We start from the raw sequence: 22,848 nt of genomic DNA, 5'->3' as shown, positions 1-22,848 counted from the left end.
TTCCATATTCGATTCTTCACAACTATAATTCCTCTAGCCACTAGAGCTTCAAGAGGGAAATTTGATGTTTTCAATCGGCCAGCTTTCCAAACGCACGGGCGTCAAGATACCGACGATCCGATACTATGAGCAAATGGGTCTGATTGATGAACCTGAGCGATCAGAAGGCAACCAACGCCGATACACAAAGGATGGTCTGAGCCGCTTGTCCTTCATTCGTCACTCTCGTGACCTAGGGTTTTCGGTCGAGGATATCAGGGGGCTTCTGGATCTGAGCCAGCACCCAGAGAAACCATGCAGTGATGCTCACAGTATTGCTGCCCAACACTTACAAGATGTTCAGAGTAGGATTACGAAGCTGCGGCGATTGGAGCGTGAGTTGAAACGCATCACCAAATGTGACGCTGGAAATGTGGCCACCTGTGCCGTCATCGAAACGCTTGCCGATCACGGGCTTTGCGAAACTGAACACTAAAGCAGACTTTCGCCGCACCCCAGCAGCTTTGTAGGTATGGGCTCGAACTAGACCTTAGCTGCACATGTCCCCAAGGTCTGCTGGGCGGACAAGGTGTGAATTTGCTGCAGGCGCGCGTTGGGGGCTTATCCCGTCCTGGTTCAAAGCAAATGATCCCAAGGAATGGAAAGCGACCACGTTCAATGCTCGGATCGAAGAGGCGCGTGAAAAGCCGACCTTCCGCGCTGCATGGCGATATGGACGGTGTTTGATCCCCGCTGGTGGGTTCTATGAATGGACAGGCCCCAAAGGAAATCGTAGGCCCAACTTTTTTGCTCCGGCGGGCAACGATGCCAATTTATATTTTGCTGGGCTGTTCTCTATTTGGAATGATATACGGACCTGCACCATCATGACCCGTGCGGCAACGGATGCGATGGTAGGGATCCACAATCGTATGCCTGTGATCCTGAATTCGGAAGAGCGTGAGGCATGGCTAGAGGGTTCGGCAAACCTCGATATCGGGATCGGGACAGCCCTAAAGACATGGCCCGTTGAGCGGTTCGGATTGATGGATGAAGGGTCCAGCCTCATCGAAGCCGCTGAATAGCCATGTCCAAATTTTACCTGTCAACGAAATGGGAGGACCAAGTTTTAATTTGAGGCGCTCGTATTATGGGAAAACTGCCATTCATATGATGATATCTATGAAAAAGCGGACACAGATACATATTGCAACTAACGGCAGGTTTGAGCCCGACGTGACTGATGCTGCACTATTCATTTACGTCCGGTTTCGAGGCGAAGTAACCTTTAGATCAGCATTTTTGTTGGCGAATACACTATCCCATCGGGTCAAAAATTGGTGCCAACCCATTACTTGTGGGAGCCTTGAAGCGCCCTGAAAAACCACATATTGCCCCATGGTAGTATGAGCAGCCCGGCCCTTGAATAGTCTCAATCAGACCTTTGCCATCTTCTTTGATCAGTATCTCGCATTGGTCGCCGTCTCCAGTTGAGGAAAGAAGCCAAGTCATGCGATCTATGCGCGAGAAATAAGCATCCATTTTGCCTAGACAACCACTTCCCTTGATGGCGATTATTGCGTCATTCCCTGAAACGGCGAGAAGTAGCGCGTAGTCAGTGACGCCGGAGTCACCATCACCTTCCAGCAAGAACTCGGCTTCTTGGGCGATCGATGTTTGTGGGCTCCCGATCAACAGAAGTAACACCATTGCCGAGGCGGCAAAACTGGCGAACTTTAAACGATGGTCTAGCATGTCAAATTCCCTCATTTTTAATTGGCTTAAGTGTCGTAACAATCTTTTGTGAAAATAACAGCCGCGGCAAAGTCATGCTGTGCCGTCGGCGTCAATCAGTGTTGGCATTATAGGCTATGATCCGAGGGAAAACAGGCATTTGAGCGGCTGCAGTAAAAGATCACTTCGTCCCGCAGAGGCGGAGTCTGCGCAGAACCCAGCGAATGTCGGCAATCCGCCGACGTTTCCCAACGGCCGATATCCGATCTAGGTTAATATCCGATCTAGGTTAATAGTCGGTCACAATGAAGCCCGATGCTGCGACGCAGCTCCCCCAAAGCAGACTTTCTCGGTTCAAAAAAGCATACACGATTTTGTAATTTGGTCAAAAGAATGATGTCGGTATTAGAAGTGCGATTTTCGAACTCTTATAATTCATCTAGTAGTCGTGAGATTGTTCCTTATAGTCACTGTATGGATACTAAAGCGCATTTCTTGGTCAATCCTCGGCTAACAAGATTACTTGGTGAAACATACCGATCTAGCGAAGTCGCGCTCAAAGAGCTGGTTGACAACGCCTGGGATGCTGATGCTCAGAACGTTTGGGTTTCGCTACCAGCAGTGATGTCCAATGACTCTGTCGAAATTCGGGACGATGGCGTTGGCATGTCTGAACTGGCAATTCGAAATGAATACCTTGATATTGCCAGCGACAAACGAAAACGGATTGGCGAACGATCTCCACTTTTGGGGCGCAAGATCAAAGGGCGCAAGGGAATTGGTAAGTTTGCAGGATTAACTGTGGCGAGTATCATGACACTGGAATCGTTCACAGAAGGGAAAAGATGCCAACTTAAAATTGATAAGCGGGAACTCATCGACAACGATGCTGACCTGGAGAAAATCCCATTGAATTTTTCAACAGTTCAGAGTGATACCCGTGACGTTGGCACCAAGATAACATTGGAAGAGTTGGATCAGAGCTTGAACTTTCCTCAAGCGAAGAAACTCAAAGAGCTGATCGTGCGTGAATACGGTCGCGAAGAAAAATTCGCTGTTCACGTTAACGGTGAACGTGTTTCTTTCAATGATTTGAGAGGGGCGTCCGTAGCAGTGCAAGAGAATTTGTCGGAGGCGGGGAACGTCGAAGTTAATTTTACGATTTCCGAAGATAAATCAAAACCGAAGTCACCGGGATTAAGCCTACGTGTTGGTGGAAAGATTGTTGGGGTTCCATCATATTTTGGTTTGGACGATGACGAAGATATTCCGAGAAAGCTCTTAAAAAACCTAGCTGGTGAAATTTCTGTTCCCGAGAATGATACCTTTGTTACAGCGGATTGGGGGGCAGTAAACGAAAGTAGTAAGGCTTACCAAGAAGTTAAAGCCTATGTGCAGGGTGTAGTGAAAGGGAAGTTGAAAGAAACTCATACCAATCAAATGAGCCTGCAGCAGGCTCGTTTGAAGAAGGCATTAGACAGAAGACTGCAAAGCTTTCCAGAAAATCGCAGGCATTATGCTGAGCATGCTTTGAGCAAGATATTAAACAAATTCTATGGCGAAAGTGACGAAAGAATAAAGGTGATTGCTGACGTTGCCTTAGACGCGATGGAGCTTGATGGCTATTGGAGCGTTCTTGAAAAAATCAATGATGCCAGTGTTCGCGACATTCATGACTTTGCGGACTCCTTGCAAGACTTTGGACTTCTGGAACTCTCTAATGTAGGAAGGCAAGCGCGTAGTAGGCGACAGTTTTTGAGCTACCTCGAGAGCCTAGCCGATGACGACAAAACCAAAGAAGACGCTATGCACACGTCTTTGGAAAAGAACCTGTGGGTCTTCGGGCATCGATATTCTCAAATGTCGTCTAATGAAACTTTGGCAACAATTGTGCAAAAGTATTGCGACAAAAAATATAATGGCTCAAAAGCAAAAAACCGTCCGGATTTACTTTTAACCCAAGGGTTTGACGGTCGCCATCTGCTCATTGAATTCAAGCGACCATCAAAAACCATTGGAAGAGATGAAATTTCTCAAGCTGAGGAGTATCGCGACGAGCTTTCGATACAGTTTCATTCAGGAATGTCATTTGAGATTATGCTGGTTGGCAAAGAGCGCAAGCGTAATGTCTCGGTCGATAATTTGGCCAAAAATATTTCGATTCACTCCTACCTAAGTTTGATTTCCAATGCCCGCAATGAAATTGACTGGCTGATTTCCACCTTGGGTAAGTAGTCGTGTGTTTCTTCAAGTAATTTTTGTTTTGCCAACTGTAAAACGCGGAAAATGCTGGCCCTACGGCCAGCATGCGCTTTGGCACGTTTCAGCTTTGTGGCGAGCACTCGCGCCAAAGCGCAACACAATGTCAAACGCAGTGGCCCCTTTTTACGCCGCGATCTGGTCCCTTATTGCTCTGCGATTGGCAGCCAACCTCATGTCGGTTTGGAAGAGCTTTTTTGGATGATCTATTCTAATAGTCATCCCCTTTCTGTCCGCAACCTCTTGAACGGGTCGCCCCGAAGGAGCGGCTTCATTCCTGAAGGTCGCCACGAAGCCGCTCAGTATGGACGTTTGTTTTCACAAAGAATGCTGCAGCCACTCCCGAGATGACACCGAATAGATGTGCCTCCCAGGAAACGCCAAGCTGACTTGGGAGAATACCCCAGAGCATGGAGCCGTATAGTGAGCCGACCAGTAGAGCCGCGCCCAGCGTGACTGGAGAATGATCCAACACGCCGCGTGCTACCAGGAAGCCAAACCAGCCGAAGATTAGCCCTGACGCACCGATATGGATGGCCGAACCTCCGAACAGCCAGACAAACCCATCGCCCAAGCCAATGACTATGGCGTTCACGGCAAGCATGTTTCGTGTGACAGTCACCACCAAAAGCCCTCCCATCACCAACAGTGGCGGCGTATTGGACATCAGGTGCGCGAAGTTTCCGTGCAGTAAAGGCATTGCTATGATGCCATCAAGCCCGCTGGCTTGCCGAGGGATCAGCCCGAACACCGTGTTCAAGTTGTAGCCGGTAATCCAGTTGACGACGTGAACACACCAGAGCAGCCCGATAAAAGCTGTTAGTGACGCGATGCGCCGCCAAAATGCTCGCATGTGCTCTCGTTTCCTCATGATGGCGAAACTAAACGCCCGGCCAGTATCTTCAATAACTTTGCATACTGCATAAAAATTTGTCCATGAGGAAAGTAAGTCGAGGTAGCCAACCTCTTTACTTTACGGCTTGGGCGTAAGGAATGGCAGCTTCCGGATTGCTGCAATGCGACATACGAGCCTGTCCCCCCATGACGACTACGGGACAATTATGCCCGAGGAAAGTTGCATTTTAGGATGCAATAAATATGTCTCATTGAATGGACATCGGCCGAAGCGTGTCATCGGTGTCAAGGTTAAGTGCGCTGCGCCAGAGCGGGGTTTTGAAGATATGGCCGCCCCGCTGAGCGGAGTCGTCTTCGCGAACCTCGATGAGCAATCCTGCCCATTCGAGCGGCCGCAGCACGTAAGATGAAAACGCGGCCATCTCTCGCCATCCTGCAGTGTGCCAATCTTGTGGGTCATCATAGAACGTTTCGAACAAGGCAGCCTCAGTAGCGCCATGATCGGCCTCGACATTGATCACGTTTAACCAGACGTCCCACTTCCCAAATGGACGGTCTTCCAAACGTGAATAGGAAGCATGATCGATCTGAAGCACAAAGTATGGGATCAGTTCGGCAAACAGGTGGCCAGGGGCTTGTGCCAGTTCTGTGCCACGCTTGGTCAGCCGAAACTCACCTTTGAAATGACGCCCCAGGCGCAGGGAAATCAACAAAAAATGTAGAATTTCAAGTGGGGGGAACTCATACTCATTGATCACCTTGTTGTAACGGAACATCTCATCCGCGCCTTTGCCCGGCCAGTCGAAATGTTCGACCGCCCAATGGACAAACGTGCGCTTGAAAGCTTTGGTTTTGGTAAGTTCGATTGCCCCGTGCTTCAGCGCATACTGCATAGTCAGGAGAGCCCCGCGAAGCAGCGGAGAATGCGCAAGGTCCGGATGGTCATCGGCGAGAGTGCGGAATTCGATCATGTCAGGATGTTGCCACAGATTGAGTTGTAATCCCATAGTGACCACGCATTATGATTATGTGCTCGCAGACATTGACGCCTTGGGCTGATCGCCGGTTTAACTGGGCGTGCGGCATCAAGCCCGTCATGTCGTCTGATACAACCACATGGGTTTTGCTGCACGATTCAATTAAAAGCTGAGGGGCTATCTTCTCACTCCTCAAAACGGCCATCCTTTCTCACCAACCCAGCAACATCGTCCCGCAGATATACCGCGCCGAAATCCTGACCGTCAGGTGAGAATGGGGCTACTCTGGCTGATTTGAAAATGCCTCTTATTGTGTTCCGGTGTTGACCCGTTTCGGCTGAAAGCTTTGATAGAGTTACGAAGCGCTGGTTAAAATTGGCCATATCGTTCGGCGTCATCCGGTATTGTAGCCGCGCAGTTAGCGGGCTTGTGATCAACCGTGCAGACACATACCCGGCCTTAATTAAGGCCAAAATGGCCTCTCCATCTCGCAATCCGATGGATCTGCCGAATTCGGCCGCGGACATTGTCCCTGCTTCATCATCAAGCACCTCACCCTCAACTCTGGTGCGGGGGCCCGCCAATCGGTTTACCTCAGTCTTTTGCACCACAATCCCATGGAAACCTTCGACTCCGATCCGTTTGCCGACTGTCAATTGCCCTTCTTTGATGCCACAGACTAAACCCTTTAGGGTTATCGCCCTCCGCCTGCTTCCGTGGAGTAACGTTTCCCAGCTACTTTCGTTTTCGTCTACCAAAATAGAGTTTTTCAACAACTCGGCAACGAGGACGGTTCCGTCAGAGATGCGCCAAGGGCTCTTGATCTTTTTAACTTTGGTTCGTGGAATCAACAGCTCTTCATTCTCTAAAGCTACAAGTTCTTTGTGCGTGGCACCCATCGCTTTACGCATAGCAATCGGCCCGACAAGTGTCGGAATCTCTGCCAATAATGCTGAATGAGCTTCGGCATCAAACAGCTTGCGGCTGTGGGGCCGCCCATCTTCGGTCTTGAACACACCGGCCTCGACCAAGAAGTGTTCCAGCACCCCGATTCCGATTCCTGTCTCTAACGCCGCGGTTGTGAGGGAATGCCGCCGGCGCTCTTTTACAACGTGTCCCAGCACGACATCCCCTGCGGCTCGGGGCCAATGGTCGAGGACGCATTCTCGGAGGAGGCTCCGGAACGGGTGAAAACCCGGTTCGTTCCGATAGTCACGGTCTAATTGACTATAAAGCATCCCGAAGATTTTTCTGGGCTCATCAGACGATTTTGTCGCCGTAGAAGCGATTTGATCAAGAGTTGCACGGATCGCTCCTTTACCTTGCACCACGACATCGAAGCCAGCCGAATGAGCTAAAGTGGAAATAACCGCACCGTTGGAGGTGCCCAATCGCGATGTAGCCTGCCCAATTAGACGACAGAGAGGAGCTACGATATGGACGGGCTGATCTTTGAACCACGTATTGTCATCACCATCCTCAAGTCGTCGATCAAGCCAGAGGTCATAATTGGATGGCTCCAATCTCGGTTGGTCGAAGCCTCCTGATAGGATCTTCTCCTCGATCTCTCGGAGTCGTGCGCCGATATCAAACCGGTCTTTGATCGCCTTGGTCTCCCACAATGGAACAATTGGATGACCATGTCGGACGCAAAGATTTACTTCGCGAAACTGCCAATCTCCCCGCATCACCATAGCTGAGAAGGCCGGTCCTTTCGCATTTGAAGTGTCTTTACGCAAGCAGACTGGACAGCCTCGCATCACCGGATTGCGTAAGGCTCTTGAAATGAAAAGTTCGCCCCTGAACTGCATCCTGACATTCCCGGCTCTTACCCCAGTCCAGGATAGAAGCTCGTCAGTGACGTCCGGAATGAGGTTAGCCCAACCCGCTAAGGCCTCAATAGCGTCCTCGTCCTGATCCAACAATCGATTGTAGGGGGCACCCATGTCATAGGCCAAGTCGCGAGCATCTGTCTGCCAGACCGCTGCAAGGCGGGCAAGATAAGAGTAGAGGGTCTCTCGAGGGGCAGGGGATGGATTGGAAATAGGTAAAATTGTCATGAATAATATGAACTTGTCAGAAATTATGAGTTAACCCTTCTGATACGTAGGGTCGACTAAAGTGGATGGAGGGAGCTCCGAAATGGTTGCGTAGTTGCGATTACGTTAGCCGTCTGCCGTTGTATTAAGGCCTGATCTTCACGTCGGGCCAATGATCAATCCCGAACGGCCTTACCGTTTCGAATGTCGAGCGCCTCAATAACGTCGACAACTTGGTAATGCGCGCGGCCATCAATAACGGGTCTGTCGCGTCCCGATCCGTTCATTTCGATAATCTCGACTATTTTGTGAGGCAGCCTTTCTGGGTCGATTGGCAAGTCTGCATCAAGTGCCGTCCGGATGACATAGGCAGTTACAAACGTTTCGACATAAATATCGTCATTTACTGTCAGCCGCCGTTGCATTTTTGGTGCTTGAGTTGGTTGTGGTGGCCCAATAAAGAGCGCGCTCTCACGCTGGATATCGTCAAGTGTAGGGCGTTCAACCATATCTAGGCCCCTAATTTCAAGCATTGATGATAGTGTGGCATTAGAGATGTTGCAGTTCTGTTAGCTACATTCACCTTAAAATATTATACCATAGTTAATGTGTGTCGAGTCAGATTCCCTACCTCGTTGATCTGCATTTGGGTGCGGGCATAGGTTGTTGTAATGTGCCCCAAGCCAAATGCCGTCTACGGACCGCGCCGATATCCAGGTCGACGGCCCGAAAATCGTCAATGCCATCACAGATTTCCAACATTCCTGCATCGGTGAAGCTTCAGTTTTCACGTCATCTATGTTCGACAGTCACCGAACCGGAGCCGCGATAGAAGATACTTCCTGCCACCAACACTTTTCCACTCGTGAAGCTCTTTAATTTTTACCGTCTACCTGTTTTTCCCAAGCCGAATCCCAGACCCGCACTAAACCTTCATTCATGCTGTCTTGAAGTTCTCGCAGATTCATTAGTTGTTTTTGTCTTTTTTGATATTCGGTAAGTATTTGTTCTTTATGAATATGACTCGAATATTGGCTAGCTGTCGGATCGCCCTTCTTTGGCTTCCTGGGAAGAATAAGGTTTTCTGGTAGATTTAAGCTTTCGATGCGACCTATCGGGATCGCTGGGCTGCGCTCATCCGAAACGGACCTGCTCCAATCTTTTTGGACTGCAGGGGTTAATAAATACATGAATAACACCCTTGGATCACAATATATCGCGTTCTGGTTGCCCGAGCTTCTTTTTCGTGGTCGGAAAATCAGTAGCGTCTGACCGGCCCACATCGGCGACTTTTGGGTAGTCGCGTCGGTCACATATGTTGCGTGACCAATCGGTCCCCGGTGGGCGAATAAGATGTCACCAGGTTTGATGAGCTGCTCCTCCAACCCAATCGCTAAGGTCGAACGAATGCTAATTCTCCGAAGCTGCCCCGTGATTTCGCCGTTTGCTGATATATTGCCAGCACGGACTTCCTGAATTTCAAACGTTCCGACTGGATCATGCCTTGTTGTTTTTGGCCGGGTAATTTCGAATAAATCTGCCAACTTGTATTTCCCCGGATAGAAGGCGTTTCTGAAATGCTCTGCGAGATTTCGCCCACCGGCTGGGCCTGTCACCAAATAGCGCGCAGGCTTTAATGTGTCGCCTGCCGAGCGAATATCGGACACAGGAACATATGCAACTTTTCTGCTGTCTTCATTTGGTTTAATTGCGGATAAGCCGATCTGGCTGGCGTCTGAACTCACAGCCATCCGAATGGAAATCACCTGAGCGAGCTCAGGGGCGAGTTCGATCAAGAACAAATGAGGCGAAGTCATTGTTAGTTCTGTCACGCTGTCGATGCGCTGGAAATCTAACAGGCGTTGCCGGACGAGAAGACGTGATTGCTTGGTTGAGTGAAGAAAACTCTCAGAGGTAAAAACTAAAACCGACCTTTCTGTAAAACAAAGGTAGTCCAGCATTACACTTTCGAGATCATATTTTCCGCGATCTACTGCACGTGGCAGTTTCGATGCTCGAACGCTTTCTTCAAGGTGGGGTGCGTCATTTAATTTGAAGTTTGCAGGCGGAAACGATATTTCAAGATCTGGCAGTTCCGTGTTCGGCTCGCTATCGTCGAAAACCATGTCTGGAACCCAAGGCGGGTTGGATTCCACATAGATGGCCAAATTTAGAAAAAGTGATGCAAAAGCCGCTAGCTCTTTGTCCAAGCCAACCCCACTATATCTGAGTTCATATAGAAAATGTTTGGGCTTAACTATCTGTGCGTGCTTGAGGCAAAGCAGAAGGCTTGGTGTGAATGAAAAACGCACAATCCTTTTATGGCGGCTGAAGTCAAGAATGGCCTGGGCTAGCTCTTGATCCAATATGTCATTTGGATCAATCGCGCCTGAAATGAGGGAACAAACGGCTTCAAAACGTTGTTTGCTCTCAAGTCTGTTAAGATGCTCTGCAAAATCTTCGAGGGCGCCCCGAAGTTGTGGCTCGTAGGCGGTGAGGCCGAACCGTTTTTCAAGATGTTTGAGCGCGGCTTTGTCTTCATCATTGTCCCTCATCCCGATGGTAAACCGCAGCAGTCGAGTCAGGCCTTCAAAACTGTTTGTATCAATCTCAGACGGAATTTGCATTTGCGGTTTCACCCCACGAAAGAACTTCTAGCTTACCATGTCGGAAATTTCTTGGGTGTAAAAGAACCAACTGAAAATTTGCAGTCAATAAAATATCTATCAGACACTGATAGATGTTTTATTGATATGTAATCTGAACTCGCAGATCTGCATGATTTTCGCTACCTTTTGAGTGTGATGTTGTCGGCAAAGGAGCATTGATAAATCTGTATGATCATGACTGGGCGAGGTGTTTGAGCCAGCTCGAGCAGCCAAGTGCGGGCATTACAGAAAAAGAGGGGATTAGAATGAGAATCATACCAATGCTTCAGGTGCGCCATAGCCACAAGGTGGAGCTCTAGATGGAAATCTCGGGACGTTATCTGAAAAAGGATTTTTAACCGACCAAGTTTTCCGGAAGTGAATTTGGGTCAACGGAAGGAGGTTGGGCACGAAATCTAGTGCCACTCATGGAGAAAGAAACAACGGCTTGTCAGCCTGTCTTGCGGAAAAAAGAATGAGTATATTTTTTCTGTAAGTGGTTGAAATATTATAAAATATTTTATTCTGGCGCGGCGGGTGGTAATTAGCAGACCAAGGATCAAAGCGAGCATCCGAGAGTTTAGGAAAACAAGGAGCGTTATTATGACAAACTAACAAAACAAAAAAGCAGCTGATCCGCGCCAACGGTTCAACTGCTCTCGGACAACATTGAAGCCGTCCATCTTCTCACTTCAGACCAAAGCATATTTGGGTCCTGTGTTCAAGGTTTCTCTGTCCATCCTCCGCCTTCCTGAACCCGCCATGAGCGGGAATGGAGAAGGCATGCGCGAACACTGACTGCCACTTCCTGTGGAGTGCATGTTCTGCGCGATGCGATGACAACGACCGAATGTCCGGTCGAGGTTCTACTGCTTTAATAGGATAAACCAATGCCTGCAAAGGAACGAAACTACGTCGATCATATCGATGCCGTTAAAGATCACGATACTTGGTTGCATGCGCCGCAGAAATTGCCCCGTATGAGCCCCATTGAACTGAATGAAATCCACGGAGTGCTTGCATTTGACGGCGTCCGTAACCCGAGTTCACGCAGCAACACAAGTCATAAGGTATTCATTCCATACTGTGCGCCTGCCAATGACGGGGTGCCGAAGATTGGTATCGCAGAGAGCGCCGCAGAGGCTGCGGTTGCCCTGCAATTGTTGATGTGCCCCAATGTTTATGATCTGCATTTTCAACCGCTGAGTGTGAAATTTACAGATGAATATGGGGCCAACCGCACCCATACTTATGACTTTCAGGTAACGTTTCGGTGCGGGCATCGCCGTCTTGTCTATGTCAGAAACGAGGAGAGCCTTAAGAAACAGCGGACGATCCGCGAGATCGACGCCATCAGCACTGCAACGCCAAAGTCTGCCGCAGACGACCTGATCGTCGTCAATGCGAATGACTACACCCGGCAGCGGCGCGAGAACTTGTTCCGGATGTATTCATTTATGGCCGCCCCCGATTGGGAGGCGGACGATGCCGTGTGGCAGAAGGCCTGCGGTTTGAGAACGCTGTATTATATGAAGGACCTGTTCCCGATTGTCGGCGTCTCTCAGCGGCGGGCCTTTGGAGCCTGTTACCGGCTTGTTGCCCAAGGCCTGCTTCACGCGAACCTTGATCAAGTTCTTTGGGAACATTCACATATCGGAGTAGCAGCATGACTATTGCCCCACGTTTTAATTTCCCGCCAGGAACAGAGATTACTTTATTGAATCGGCCAATGGCGGTCACCGGGATCACGGACAATGGATATTCCATGGTTGGTCTAGACGATGGCATTGCCACCGTTGTCTCTTTTGATCGATTGGTTGAACACCTCAAGCTGCCGGGAGGGAAAATAAATTCCGAACAAGCCGCATCTGGCGGACACCTCACTCAGCGCCTTGATGGGTATTTCTCGGTTCAGTCTTTGAAAAATGAAAAACAGCAAGCACTGGGACGGCTCCACCTCGCGATGTGTGAGGCTGTGGATATCTATGTTGCAAAGTGCAGGCAAAATGATCCGGGTTTCACCCCCTCAGGCCGCAAACTGGACACAGACGCGGCCCGCAAATTTATTGCTGAACAAACCACACTTTTGTTGGGGGAGCGGGTTTTCATCAAACCTCCAAGGGGAGGAGAACAGGTCAAAGGGCACGTGCTCTATCGAGGGCGCACCATCAATGATTACTATCAGATCTACATCGATCTGGATCCCCGTGATCGTTGTGCTAAAGCGCTTATTACCCTTCAGCACCTGCGAGGCAATAGAACCTCTCGCCTTCCTGTAGAGCTCCGTAATTTGATGACCGAGGCATGGGAAAAGGTTGGCCTGGACAAAAAAGCCCCTTCGAACACGAATGTTCACAATTACCTGGAGATCTCGGTCAAGGCATTGAATAAGAGCCGGGAACTTAATGATTTGCCGAGCCTTATTGTCCCCTCGAAAAAAACTTTGCGAAAGCATCGGGATGCCCTTCTGACGCCGACTGAATATGCAATTGCCGTCGAAGGTCCCCGTGAAACCAAAAGAAAGAAAGGGCGGGGCAGCACTGATTTTCGCGCCCTGATGATCGGTGAACTCTGCGGAATGGACGAGCAAAAGATGTCCATGGTGACCTCAGCGAAAGAGGAAGGTTTTTGGCATACCCTCTCTGACGATGCAAAATGTGCATACGAGGCTGCTGACAAATATATCCGCAAACGGCTCCACATCATCGTCATGTTTGATGTGGCCTGCCGTATGCCGCTGGCGTGGATCATTACCGAAAACCCCAATGCCGATGCGACCCTGGCCCTCCTTCGGATGGCAACGCGTGACAAGACTCGTGAACAAATCCGCTACGGTTGCACCCGTGAAGCTGCCAAGGGGTGCGGCCTGCTGCACTTGCGCAACGACAACGGAGTAGGCCTGCGCAATCGTGCTACTATTTCGGCGCTAATGGGACTTGGAACGTTCAACGGAATTACAAGGACTTATTCTCCGACAGACCGCGCGCATGACGAACGTTTTTTTGGAACAATCGAGTCCAATTTTTTCAAGCTGATGCCTGGATACACGGGACGTCGTCCAGGCGATGTTCCGGGCTATGACGCCATACGAAACGGAGTTGTCGATGTGGAGATGCTGTATGGCATGCTGACCCGCTATCTCGTGGATGAGTATCCGTTTCAAACGCACTATGGCGCCGGTATTTTTGGACGTCGCCCTTGGGATGTCTATCAGGAGATCAACGAAACACGTGGTCAGATAGCGGCCGTTGACCCTCATACGCGCCGCATCCATTTGGGCTGGGAGGCCTGCGCCACACCATCCGATGAAGGCGTTCGCGTTTTCCAAGGCATCTGGTTCAACTCTGATGAGCTGCAAGCTGCGCGAGAGGAACAATTCTTCGAAGGCAAGGTTAAGGTTTTCGTAGATCCGGATAATCTTAATATCGCGACGGTTCTTATGCCGGGCTTTCGCGATCCGATTGAAGTTATACTCCAGACGTCCGCATTTGCAGACATGACTTTGGGCGAAGTATTGCAACTTGTTGCCGAGTATCGCCGCGAGGACCCAGAGGTCACCGAGCTCTACGATGATCGACTCTTGGAGGCACGCAGCCGGCGCTACAATGACATCTCGACGATCAGTGTCGAACATGATCTGCCCCGCAGCTACACCTCGATTGAGGAGTGCAAGACGTTGGCGAAGGCTGCTTTCGCTGGCGCTCGAACCATTCGCACACAGAGGCTTGCCGGGACAGCCCGCCTCGATGCGGTCACCAAAATTGATCAGAATGAGGGAATTATCCCATTGGGCGGGGGGCCTTCGGTAATCGACGGGACCGTAGATGCCCCGCCCGAGACACCAAGCATCGACAGCGTCGAACATAACAATCCACAAATTCTCGCTTCTGAAACTTCAGAAGCCTACGCAGTGGAAGATATCTCATCTCCAAAGCGCTCTGTGTCGCGCGCGCCGAAAGGAAAATCCATGAAGACAGCGCGACCTACCAACCTCAAGGAGTTGAAGTGATGCCTTTTATTGATACAACAGAAGTAGAAGTCAGGAAGCCGTTGATGGAGGCGCGTTTTCCCTTCGATCGGGCAGACGACCTGGCTGACGCGATGAAATGGTGCGCCACCGACTATTACACCAAGGCTTCTATTGGGCGTCGATTTGAGAGTCGGGGTATCGTTGTCATCGGCGATTCTCGCCAAGGTAAATCGACCGAAATCGATAGGATGCTTACCCAATTTAATAACGGGACGACCGTGATGCCCGACGGTCGACCTGCTCGGATTGTCTCCTGTTTGTTGTCTGGGAAAGTTACCTGGAAAGATCTCGGAATCGAGATTTTGTCAGTATTGGGTTACTCCATGAAGGGACGTCATAGCCAGAGTGATATTTGGTCGAAGGTCCGGAAATATGCGGAACTCCAGGGAGTGGTCGGCATTCATTTTGACGAATGCCAACATGTCTTTACTGAGGGTGATAGCCTCACGAACCAGAAGATCTTGGACAGCTTCAAGTCGCTGCTTAAAGACCAACAATGGCCTCTGATGTTGATCTTGTCAGGCGTCCCAAGTCTTGCCACTCAAATACGCAAGGAGGAGCAAATTGCTTGGCTACTTCGCACCGTAAGTTTCGATGGCATAGAGCTGTCTCGAAAATCCGATATGGAGGAGCTGATGAATCTTATGTTCATCTATGCCGACAAAGCTCAGCTGGAATTTGATGACTTCGAGATGCAGGATTTTCTGGAGCGGCTGACCTTCGCCGCCTGTCAACGCTGGGGTCTGGTAATCGAGTTGCTGATCGAAGCACTCAGCTTGGCCTTGTTGAACGGAGATAAGGTCTGCAAGAACGATCACTTCTCTCAAGCTTTCTCCCAAATCTCTGGCACCCCTTTGGGATATTCACCCTTCTCTATGCCGAACTATCAAGACAATTTCGATCAGGAGAAGCTGTTCATGATGTATGAAAAGACGCGCACGAAAAAAGCACCTAAAAAGAAGTAACCTACTGCCGACCGTGTAGGTTGAGGACCCGCACTATGCGGGTCTTTTTTTACGCTTTTTTGCTCGGTGTGCATGGTTATGGTTCGTGCGTGCATGGTTATGCTGAACCCACCTTCAAGGGCGATTATTTTAGATTACATTTCAGCAACTTAGGTTGATTTCATTTTTAGCGAATCGTTTTAGTGTGCGCCCTTATGGTCTATCCACATTTGTTTTTGTAGATGGGGCATAAGAATGCACAAAATGGCATTTTTCCATGCACACCCTGTCAAGATTTATTATGCTGATATCCCACGGAAATTACTAAGCTACTGATAAGTTTGAAATATCATGAGGATTGTTAGAAGAACCCCGCTTTTGTTGATTTCGTGTATTCACGAACACATATCGGCCTTAATCAATGCATTGGCTTGATAATCAAAGTAGTATCTATCGTCGACGAACAATCGTCCTCAGTATCAGTAGTCGCGATCTATGATTCAAAGCCGCCAACTGGTGGTCACTACCTTTGCATCAGCGAATGAAAAACCGGACTTGAAGGGCGGAAACCTTCATCCAGAACTCGGCCTGCGCGTTGATCGAACGGCACATGACCAAACTGGACTTGCGCAATTCCTCGTCCAGAGCGGGCTCGTTCCCGACCTTTGCTGCGCCGCAGGGCCAAGCACCTGGTCGCCCCTCGCGCGTGTCGCTCCCGGCCATAGCGGACCCTCGTGCAATATGCGTCTAACAGCATTAGTCAGCCCAAAGCGGCTGTGGCGCTTCAGGGATGAATTGACAAAGCCAACGTTCATGGCAATGTGTCCCAGCGGCGGGAGTGCGGGACAAAGCTGCCGCTCGAATGGCTCCAACCAACGCCCGCATCCCGTATCCGTAAAATCCATAGCCAACAAAAAAGACTTGCGGCGCACCTAAAGTTAGCCTACTAACTGTTAGCATGCAAACAGAGTCATTCAACTTCCATCTTCTACTTCATTCCGCCAACCTTGTTGGGGAACAGCTTCGCCAGAAGCTGGCAGACATTGGCGTGTCACAAAGCCAAGCGCGCGTCCTTGATGCGCTTGCACGCATGGGTGCCGTCTCTCAGGTGACGCTTGTCCGTGAGTTTGGCATCACGCCCGCCAGCATGAGCACGATGACAGCTCGGCTGATCGAGGCTGGCTACATCTCACGCATGGTCGATCCCGCTGAAGCGCGCAGCAATATCGTGGAGCTGACGCCAAAAGGCAGAGATTTGCTGGCGGATATTTACGCAGCTTGGCAGGAAATCGACACTTTGATCAAAGACACGATGGGCGCAGAAGACGCCTCACAGCTTGCTGATCTGACGCGCAGCCTACTGGAGCGGCTTGGCGGCAAAGCGCCGAGTCGATCTGCTCCGACAGATACCAACGACAATGCCATCGCACGTCTGAACCACCAATAATAGGTAACCCCATGAAGACGCTCACACTCTCCGCCATTCTTTTTGTGACAACTGCACTTTCTTCGTCCGCAGGCGACACTTATCCTCTGACCGATACCGGTCAAGATGCTTGCTTCGACAATAAAGCCGAGATCGCCTGTCCTGCCGCAGGCGAAGCATTTGCGGGACAAGACGCGCAGTTCACAGCCACGCCTCAAAGCTTTACTGACAACGGTGACGGCACTATCAGCGACAATGTCACGGGGCTGGTGTGGCAACAAGTTCCAAGCGAGGAACGTTTGGGCTGGCAGGCCGCTCAGGATTACTGCGAAGCTCTTGAATTTGCTGGGCGTGATAACTGGCGCACGCCCAATCTGAAAGAATTGTTCGGGATCAGCGATTTCAGCAGCGGCTGGCCATATATTGATACAAGTGTCTTTACGCTTAACGGCGCAGACAAAGACCAGCAATTCTGGTCCAGCAACTTCTACTATGTCGGAACGACCCATGGTGGCGCGGCCTCTGCCTTTGGCGTCAATCACGTCACAGGTCACATCAAAGCTTACCCGGCCGAGACGCCGGGTGATATGCCTGAGTTCGAGCAAACCGCAGAGACAGAGGGAGCCGGTGGCCCTGAGACCGGCGAGAACAACACCGCTGGTCCAGCCGAGTTTGGCAAGTTGGTGCGTTGTGTTTCCGGCGACGAGATCGGTAAAAATGTCTTTACTGCTAATGGCGACGGCACTGTCACGGATGCTGCCACTGGGTTGATGTGGGCGGCTGCAGATGCGGGCGAGGACATGGATTGGCAAAGCGCGCTGGCCTATGGCAGTGCGGCCGAACTGGCAGGCTACGACGATTGGCGCTTGCCGAATATCCGAGAATTGCAAAGCATTGTTGATTATTCTGGCGTCTTTCCTGCCATTGATGCGGAGGTGTTCAGTTGGACCGAAGCGAACCGTTACTATTGGTCATCGACCTCCGCCTACTTTAGCCCCACCGACCCGGAACATTACTACGCTTGGTATGTTGCGTTTGGCTATGCGCCCGGCTCAGATGGTGAAGACATCCACGGTGCTGGAGCTGTTCGTTTTGTTGGAAAGGCGGCAGATTCACCTTCGGCAGAGGGCGATTACCGGCCACTTAATTCTGTCCGCCTTGTGCGCGATGTTACGCAATAGATGTTTCCAGCACTCTTGAGAGGAGTCGCTTACATGAAGACCAAAACCACGGCCAACTCACTTTCAGTGATCACCTTAAGTGCCACACTTGGTGCTGCATTTCTTTTACCCGCCAATGCCCAAGATACACCGCGCATTGATACCAGCGCCGCAGTTGCGTCGGCGGACTGGGCTGACAACGTGTCCATTACCGTCGACGACGCGGCAGATACATTTACGTTTCAATCCGATGGCATCCCTGATCACGGGTTTGCAGATAAATACCTGATCCCATCGGATCCAACGGATCAGCCTTTTGCCGATAAACCCGCCGAGTTCTTCGATATGGTGAACTCTGCCGACTACTTTGTGGAATCGCCAATCGACACCACAATCACGACACTTCCGACATACTCGGAAGAGGTGACGGATACGTCATTGGGTCGGATCGGCGTCGCGTTGAGCGGCGCGCAGATATTCAACGATTATGAAGACTTTGAACGCACCGTCACAGCACAAGATGATCAGGTGATACACGATCACGTCGCCTTTCTGGATGAATGCAACGGTCACACATTGGTCGACGGGTCCGACTATCACTACCACGGGATACCCGTTTGCCTAACCGTCCGCTTGGATATCGAAGGCGAGCATTCCTATATGTTGGGTGTCCTTGAAGATGGCTTTCCAGTCTACGCAAATCAGGACCTAAACGGCGCAGAAATCGGCAGCGATGAGCTGGACGAATGTAGCGGCCACGTTGGGGCAACACCTGAGTTTCCGGATGGCATTTATCACTATCATCTGACGGCGGACGAAGCGCCCTACATGATCGACTGTTACCACGGCGAGATTGAACAAGCATCAATGACGATGGGTGGCGGCGGCCCCGACCTAACGGGGGCTGCAACAGCACTTGGGATCAGCACTGATACGTTGCGTAACGCGCTTGGGGCCGGTGGTTCACCAGACTTTGATGCAGCCGCCGAAGCATTGGGCATCAGCGTGGACGCGCTTATGGCTGTCATGCCCGCGCCGCCCCAATGAGGACCAATATGCACAAAGTGGTTTGGAACGCGGCAGGCCTTGCCGCCGCGTTTTTGTTCTTCGCAGTTGGGTCAACAAATGCGCAGCAGTCTGAAATGAACATGTCCGGAATGGATCACGACATGTCAACAATGGCCGATGAAGGCGTCGAACACGACCACCCCGCGCGACCGGTTGACCCAGACTTACCCATCCCCAGCATAACGCATCTCGCCTTTCCAGACGCGATGGACGGCTACAACGTGCAAATTCTCGTGCAGAATTTTACCTTCACGCCCGCAGCGATAAACCGAGACGTTGTCGCAAACGAAGGCCATGCGCATATCTACATCAACGGCGTGAAAATCGCGCGGGTCTATGGCAACTGGTATCATGTCCCATCATCGCTGTTTTCGCCGGGTGTGAACGCCCTGACGGTCACGCTAAACGCAAATGATCACAGCACTTGGGCAAACCCCGACGGTGATTTGATAGCGTCGACGGTTCCGGTCATTCGCCCATCGAGCGGGAACTGATTAGAGAGCCCATCCTCACCGAAATTTTCTTAAAACAGACATTTGTGCAAAGCGCAGCATATGTGAATTAGGGCTCCAAGTTGCCGTTAGCTGCATCTTTGCCGAATGGCAGCTTTGGCGCAACTTTCAAACTTTGAAAACTCCGCTTTCTGCCCGGAGCTGCCCTTTACGTATTGCGTAACAAACGGCAGCTTTGAGACGATAAGGTCAGATGCTGTAATCTAAACGACCCAATTAGTTTCGGGCGGTTAATACAAATAGACGGCCGTCAAAAGCGCAACGATGTCATTTGCCTCATCGTAGAGTGCCAACGTTTCACCATTGATACGGTAGCTTTGAGTGGCCTCAAGGGCCCGCGCAAGGCTTTGTTCCATTGCATCCAGCGGTGGCGGACATGCCATGAGTGTCGCGGCGGAGGGGCCAAAGCTCAATGTTCCGTCTTGCTGTGTGAAATCACCCATCATTCCATTACATCCCACTGTTGCTGAAAACCGACCGTCGTTTTTGCGCAGGATCATGTGTGCTTCATGACCGCCAGATGGCAAACCGACTGCAGTCTCCCCTGCCAGAGTATCAATCTTCCAGTAGGTATTGGTCAGCGTAGCATCCGCACGTTGGCGTTCACAGGTGATGCCTGGGCGGGTGCGAACAAACCGATTCACAACAAGACTACGCTGCTCTGGTCCCTCCATCGCGGGACGCATCAAAAAGGACCCTTCGACATTTACATAAAGTGGGGCACCGGCGTCAGATTGATCGGCAAGATATGCCCGGTCCATCTCGAGGTAATTACCGTCCATGACCACAGGATAGCTGCGCCCAGTGCGACACTCCTGAAACATCGCAGCATCCGCCACATAGGTCATCATGCCGCCGAGAAAGACATCCTCGATATCTGTTTCATCCAACGTGCCGTTTCCGGTCAGCTCATAGGGAAGGTCGGATATGATGACATTCCCGTCCATATCCAACGACCTGATTTTGTTAGCTGCCTTAACCTCCCACTGGTTGGGCGTGTCAGTCAAACCGGACAGGACAATCGTCTTGCTTTGTGCATCAGAATACCAAAATCCGATATCGTCTTGAATGTTGTCGCCAGTATCACCAGCGCGCCCCAGCCATTCCCGGCGCATGTGATAGCCTTGATCCGGCCACATATCGAGGTGATAGGTGATCCCCTCACAGTCCGCGCAAGGAAGCGTGCCTGTGAACGTTGCAGGGAGTTGTAGACCGTGCGCGCCAATTAGTGGTTGGTCCGTAATTGCATTGCTTAGCGCCTCTGAGGCAATCCGCACCATGATAAGATTAACCTCATCCGGTGCTCCGCGCGTGATAACGGGCGCGACCGTGGTGGTGGTAAACATCATGCGATCACCAGCCCAGAGCGCCGCGCGAACCGCATAGCTGTGGTTTTCCTCAATCTCGCTTGCGTCATACTCGATCTCAAACGCGTAAGGTGGGCCGCCCGCATTTTCGATTTCGATGCGTCCCAGCTCATCCGCTGGAGCGTCTGCACGCGAAATATCGGACAAGGTCACAACAAGGCGTGCATCCGCTGGAGGCATGATACGCTCGCGGAAGGTTGCTGTGCCCGTGACAGTCTCAGCCACCGCAATTCCTTCAAAGGAAAATACAAACGTCAGGAGTATGGCCATAAAGCGGGAATAAAGCACTGGCGTTTCTTTCTATTTCGAAAAGTTCGTTCAAAAAACTATAGAGTTATGGTGATGATATTAAGACATTATCAAACTCTGACTCAGTGAGCAAAAGCTTCCCGGTCCAGTCGACGCCGATATCCACAAAGCTTGGATTACCTGCCACCAAGTCCGAAGGCGTTTTCGCGACATCATTCAACGCGGCTCCATCTGCCCCAGCCTTGAACAGCATTTCAACATTCTCTGGCGTTCCGAATTGCGATGCGACATGAAGTGGCGTCCCTCCGTGGTTATCGCGCGCTTCAAGATCAGCACCGGCATTGGCCAGAATGAAATGTTTTCTACGGAGCCATATGAGGCCACGATGTGAAGCGCGCCTCCAGCACCCTACTTGATCTGGCCTTAGATGGTGATCAGATTTGATATTAATGTCTAGTCAGAAGACCATGAGCTTGAGGCGAACGGCCTATACCGGCCATTGACCAAAAAAACCTTCGCCGCGGTGCAGCTTAACGAATAGGGTTGTCACCAGTAGTGTTTTGAATGTTGCGGTCAAAGAACTCGCCGCAATATGGACACGCTATATTGCTAGGCTGGTCAGATATTGTGCGATGATATGTCATGTTAAGTCCATTCTTGAAAAGAGACGTTCCGCACCCCGAGAAACAGTGGGTTCGGGTAGTTGACAGCCCGCAATCTTGACAAGTTAAAATCCAATAGTTGTTATCCTTTTGGGTCCGTCGATGCTCAACATCCGATGGGTTGTGGCGGCAACCACATGATACGCAAAAGCTATTACTAAACCACTTACCATAATCATCTTTCTGCGGTGCAGGGAAGCTGGCCTGTAACTCTAGAGAAATGAGACGTTGGAGATTCATCCAAGCGCTGGGTTCTGGAGAGATTTTTATGATCCCTTGTCGATGGTTTCCAGGCTCGTTCTCGCCAAAATCGCAGTCATGCCCCCATGGAAGCGGTGAGGTTGGCCTAGAAACCACATTCCCGGCTGGCTGAAGGATAAAAACACGACGTGCTGACCTCTCGTAACCTCGCATTACAGCAATGTCTTGCAGCACCTGCTGTCCTTCTCCGGGAAACCAACGCGTGCGAAACTTAGCGTCGAGAATTAAACCAGAAAGGTCATCACTAGAGAATTTAACGAAAGCGCCTGATGAAGATTTTTGTTCTTTCTCACTAACGTCCCTTTGGAAAGTGATGCGAAAATCGGGTCGCCGACCATTTTCTAGCACTGGCTGTATCTCAAGTTGTGCCGACATTCCCAAATCACTTCGGTTAAAATGCAAATCGAACGAAGTAAGTGGACCGCAGACGCCCTCAATCACGCGATCGAGCCAGTCTAGTTCGGGTGTGAAGCCAAAGGTATCTGTTAACAGCGATATTAACCGGACTAAGCACCACCTTTCATATAATGCGCTCGCGTGAAGAATATTGATACGTTCTATTTGTTCAAATTCCGCACCTCCAATCCCTGTTTTACCAGCGACTTCCTGAAGACGATTGAAAGCCGCAAGAACTGAAGCGTAGGCGGGATTTTGCACAATGGTCTTGTCCCGCTTACG

The 22,848-nt window shown here is 50.6% G+C and carries 20 protein-coding genes; 10 read left to right on the top strand and 10 right to left on the bottom strand.

Annotated features, from left to right (window positions below; genetic code table 11):
- Positions 1-64: 64 nt before the first annotated feature.
- Together KO503_RS10330 and KO503_RS10325 are read left to right on the top strand one after the other, a co-directional pair.
- Positions 65-475 carry a MerR family transcriptional regulator gene (locus tag KO503_RS10330; RefSeq protein ID WP_215991482.1) on the top strand — a complete coding sequence of 137 codons (411 nt, stop codon included), beginning with the start codon at positions 65-67 and terminating at the stop codon, positions 473-475.
- A 64-nt stretch (positions 476-539) separates the two neighbouring features.
- Positions 540-1,064, top strand: coding sequence for an SOS response-associated peptidase (locus KO503_RS10325; RefSeq protein WP_215991481.1), 525 nt, complete (start codon positions 540-542; stop codon positions 1,062-1,064).
- 232 nt (positions 1,065-1,296) lie between these two features.
- On the opposite strand, the gene KO503_RS10320 is transcribed toward KO503_RS10325, so the two are convergent.
- Positions 1,297-1,734: a hypothetical protein gene (locus KO503_RS10320; RefSeq protein ID WP_215991480.1), complete on the bottom strand. Its 438-nt coding sequence runs from the start codon at positions 1,732-1,734 to the stop codon at positions 1,297-1,299.
- Between the two features lie 294 nt (positions 1,735-2,028).
- On the opposite strand from KO503_RS10320, the gene KO503_RS10315 reads away from it, so the two are divergent.
- Positions 2,029-3,948: an ATP-binding protein gene (locus KO503_RS10315; protein ID WP_215991479.1), complete on the top strand. Its 1,920-nt coding sequence runs from the start codon at positions 2,029-2,031 to the stop codon at positions 3,946-3,948.
- A 295-nt stretch (positions 3,949-4,243) separates the two neighbouring features.
- Here the strand turns inward: KO503_RS10315 and KO503_RS10310 are convergent, their stop codons facing one another.
- From KO503_RS10310 to KO503_RS10290, 5 genes are all read right to left on the bottom strand, one after another.
- A complete protein-coding gene (locus KO503_RS10310) occupies positions 4,244-4,825 on the bottom strand; it encodes a rhomboid family intramembrane serine protease (RefSeq protein ID WP_215991478.1) in 582 nt (193 codons plus the stop codon).
- A gap of 250 nt (positions 4,826-5,075) precedes the next feature.
- Entirely contained in the window at positions 5,076-5,834 is a 759-nt protein-coding gene (locus KO503_RS10305; protein ID WP_252731036.1) for a hypothetical protein, read from the bottom strand.
- A 155-nt stretch (positions 5,835-5,989) separates the two neighbouring features.
- Entirely contained in the window at positions 5,990-7,864 is a 1,875-nt protein-coding gene (locus tag KO503_RS10300) for a TniQ family protein (protein ID WP_215991477.1), read from the bottom strand.
- 155 nt (positions 7,865-8,019) lie between these two features.
- Positions 8,020-8,352 carry a hypothetical protein gene (locus KO503_RS10295; protein WP_215991476.1) on the bottom strand — a complete coding sequence of 111 codons (333 nt, stop codon included), beginning with the start codon at positions 8,350-8,352 and terminating at the stop codon, positions 8,020-8,022.
- Positions 8,353-8,718: 366 nt separating this feature from the next.
- Complete coding sequence (locus tag KO503_RS10290) at positions 8,719-10,470, bottom strand: hypothetical protein (protein WP_215991475.1); 1,752 nt, start codon at positions 10,468-10,470, stop codon at positions 8,719-8,721.
- 911 nt (positions 10,471-11,381) lie between these two features.
- On the opposite strand from KO503_RS10290, the gene KO503_RS10285 reads away from it, so the two are divergent.
- Genes KO503_RS10285 through KO503_RS10275 form a run of 3 tightly spaced genes read left to right on the top strand, consistent with a single transcriptional unit; the run spans position 11,382 to position 15,486 of the window.
- The gene (locus tag KO503_RS10285; protein ID WP_215991474.1) at positions 11,382-12,161 is read left to right on the top strand and encodes a Tn7 transposase TnsA N-terminal domain-containing protein; all 780 of its coding nucleotides are present in this window, start codon (positions 11,382-11,384) and stop codon (positions 12,159-12,161) included.
- On the top strand, positions 12,158-14,500 hold the full coding sequence (locus KO503_RS10280; RefSeq protein WP_215991473.1) for a DDE-type integrase/transposase/recombinase: 2,343 nt from the start codon (positions 12,158-12,160) through the stop codon (positions 14,498-14,500). The genes KO503_RS10285 and KO503_RS10280 overlap by 4 nt, the downstream gene beginning before the upstream one ends.
- A complete protein-coding gene (locus tag KO503_RS10275) occupies positions 14,500-15,486 on the top strand; it encodes an ATP-binding protein (protein ID WP_215991472.1) in 987 nt (328 codons plus the stop codon). Before KO503_RS10280 ends, KO503_RS10275 begins: the two co-directional genes overlap by 1 nt.
- Before the next feature lie 513 nt (positions 15,487-15,999).
- Here the strand turns inward: KO503_RS10275 and KO503_RS10270 are convergent.
- Positions 16,000-16,188: a ParD-like family protein gene (locus KO503_RS10270; RefSeq protein WP_252731035.1), complete on the bottom strand. Its 189-nt coding sequence runs from the start codon at positions 16,186-16,188 to the stop codon at positions 16,000-16,002.
- 235 nt (positions 16,189-16,423) lie between these two features.
- Between KO503_RS10270 and KO503_RS10265 the strand changes: the two genes are divergently transcribed.
- Genes KO503_RS10265 through KO503_RS10250 form a run of 4 tightly spaced genes read left to right on the top strand, consistent with a single transcriptional unit; the run spans position 16,424 to position 19,613 of the window.
- On the top strand, positions 16,424-16,912 hold the full coding sequence (locus KO503_RS10265; RefSeq protein ID WP_215991471.1) for a MarR family winged helix-turn-helix transcriptional regulator: 489 nt from the start codon (positions 16,424-16,426) through the stop codon (positions 16,910-16,912).
- Positions 16,913-16,923: 11 nt separating this feature from the next.
- Positions 16,924-18,072, top strand: coding sequence for a DUF1566 domain-containing protein (locus KO503_RS10260; protein WP_215991470.1), 1,149 nt, complete (start codon positions 16,924-16,926; stop codon positions 18,070-18,072).
- 33 nt (positions 18,073-18,105) lie between these two features.
- Positions 18,106-19,098 (top strand): YHYH protein, encoded by a 993-nt coding sequence (locus KO503_RS10255; RefSeq protein ID WP_215991469.1) that lies wholly within the window; start codon positions 18,106-18,108, stop codon positions 19,096-19,098.
- Between the two features lie 8 nt (positions 19,099-19,106).
- Positions 19,107-19,613: a hypothetical protein gene (locus KO503_RS10250; protein WP_215991468.1), complete on the top strand. Its 507-nt coding sequence runs from the start codon at positions 19,107-19,109 to the stop codon at positions 19,611-19,613.
- A gap of 248 nt (positions 19,614-19,861) precedes the next feature.
- Here the strand turns inward: KO503_RS10250 and KO503_RS10245 are convergent, their stop codons facing one another.
- The 3 genes from KO503_RS10245 to KO503_RS10240 form a co-directional block, all read right to left on the bottom strand.
- A complete protein-coding gene (locus KO503_RS10245) occupies positions 19,862-21,223 on the bottom strand; it encodes a YbaY family lipoprotein (protein ID WP_215991467.1) in 1,362 nt (453 codons plus the stop codon).
- Positions 21,224-21,332: 109 nt separating this feature from the next.
- The gene (locus KO503_RS18020; protein WP_354667587.1) at positions 21,333-21,596 is read right to left on the bottom strand and encodes a hypothetical protein; all 264 of its coding nucleotides are present in this window, start codon (positions 21,594-21,596) and stop codon (positions 21,333-21,335) included.
- A 181-nt stretch (positions 21,597-21,777) separates the two neighbouring features.
- Positions 21,778-22,848, bottom strand: a 1,071-nt coding sequence (locus tag KO503_RS10240; RefSeq protein ID WP_215991466.1) for a hypothetical protein, incomplete at its 5' end; no start/stop codon positions are given.

Source organism: Pacificibacter marinus (assembly GCF_018860505.1).
GTDB classification, from domain to species: domain Bacteria; phylum Pseudomonadota; class Alphaproteobacteria; order Rhodobacterales; family Rhodobacteraceae; genus Celeribacter; species Celeribacter marinus_B.
Note: the sequence above shows the minus strand (reverse complement) of the source record. Positions and strands in the feature narration are given on the sequence as shown.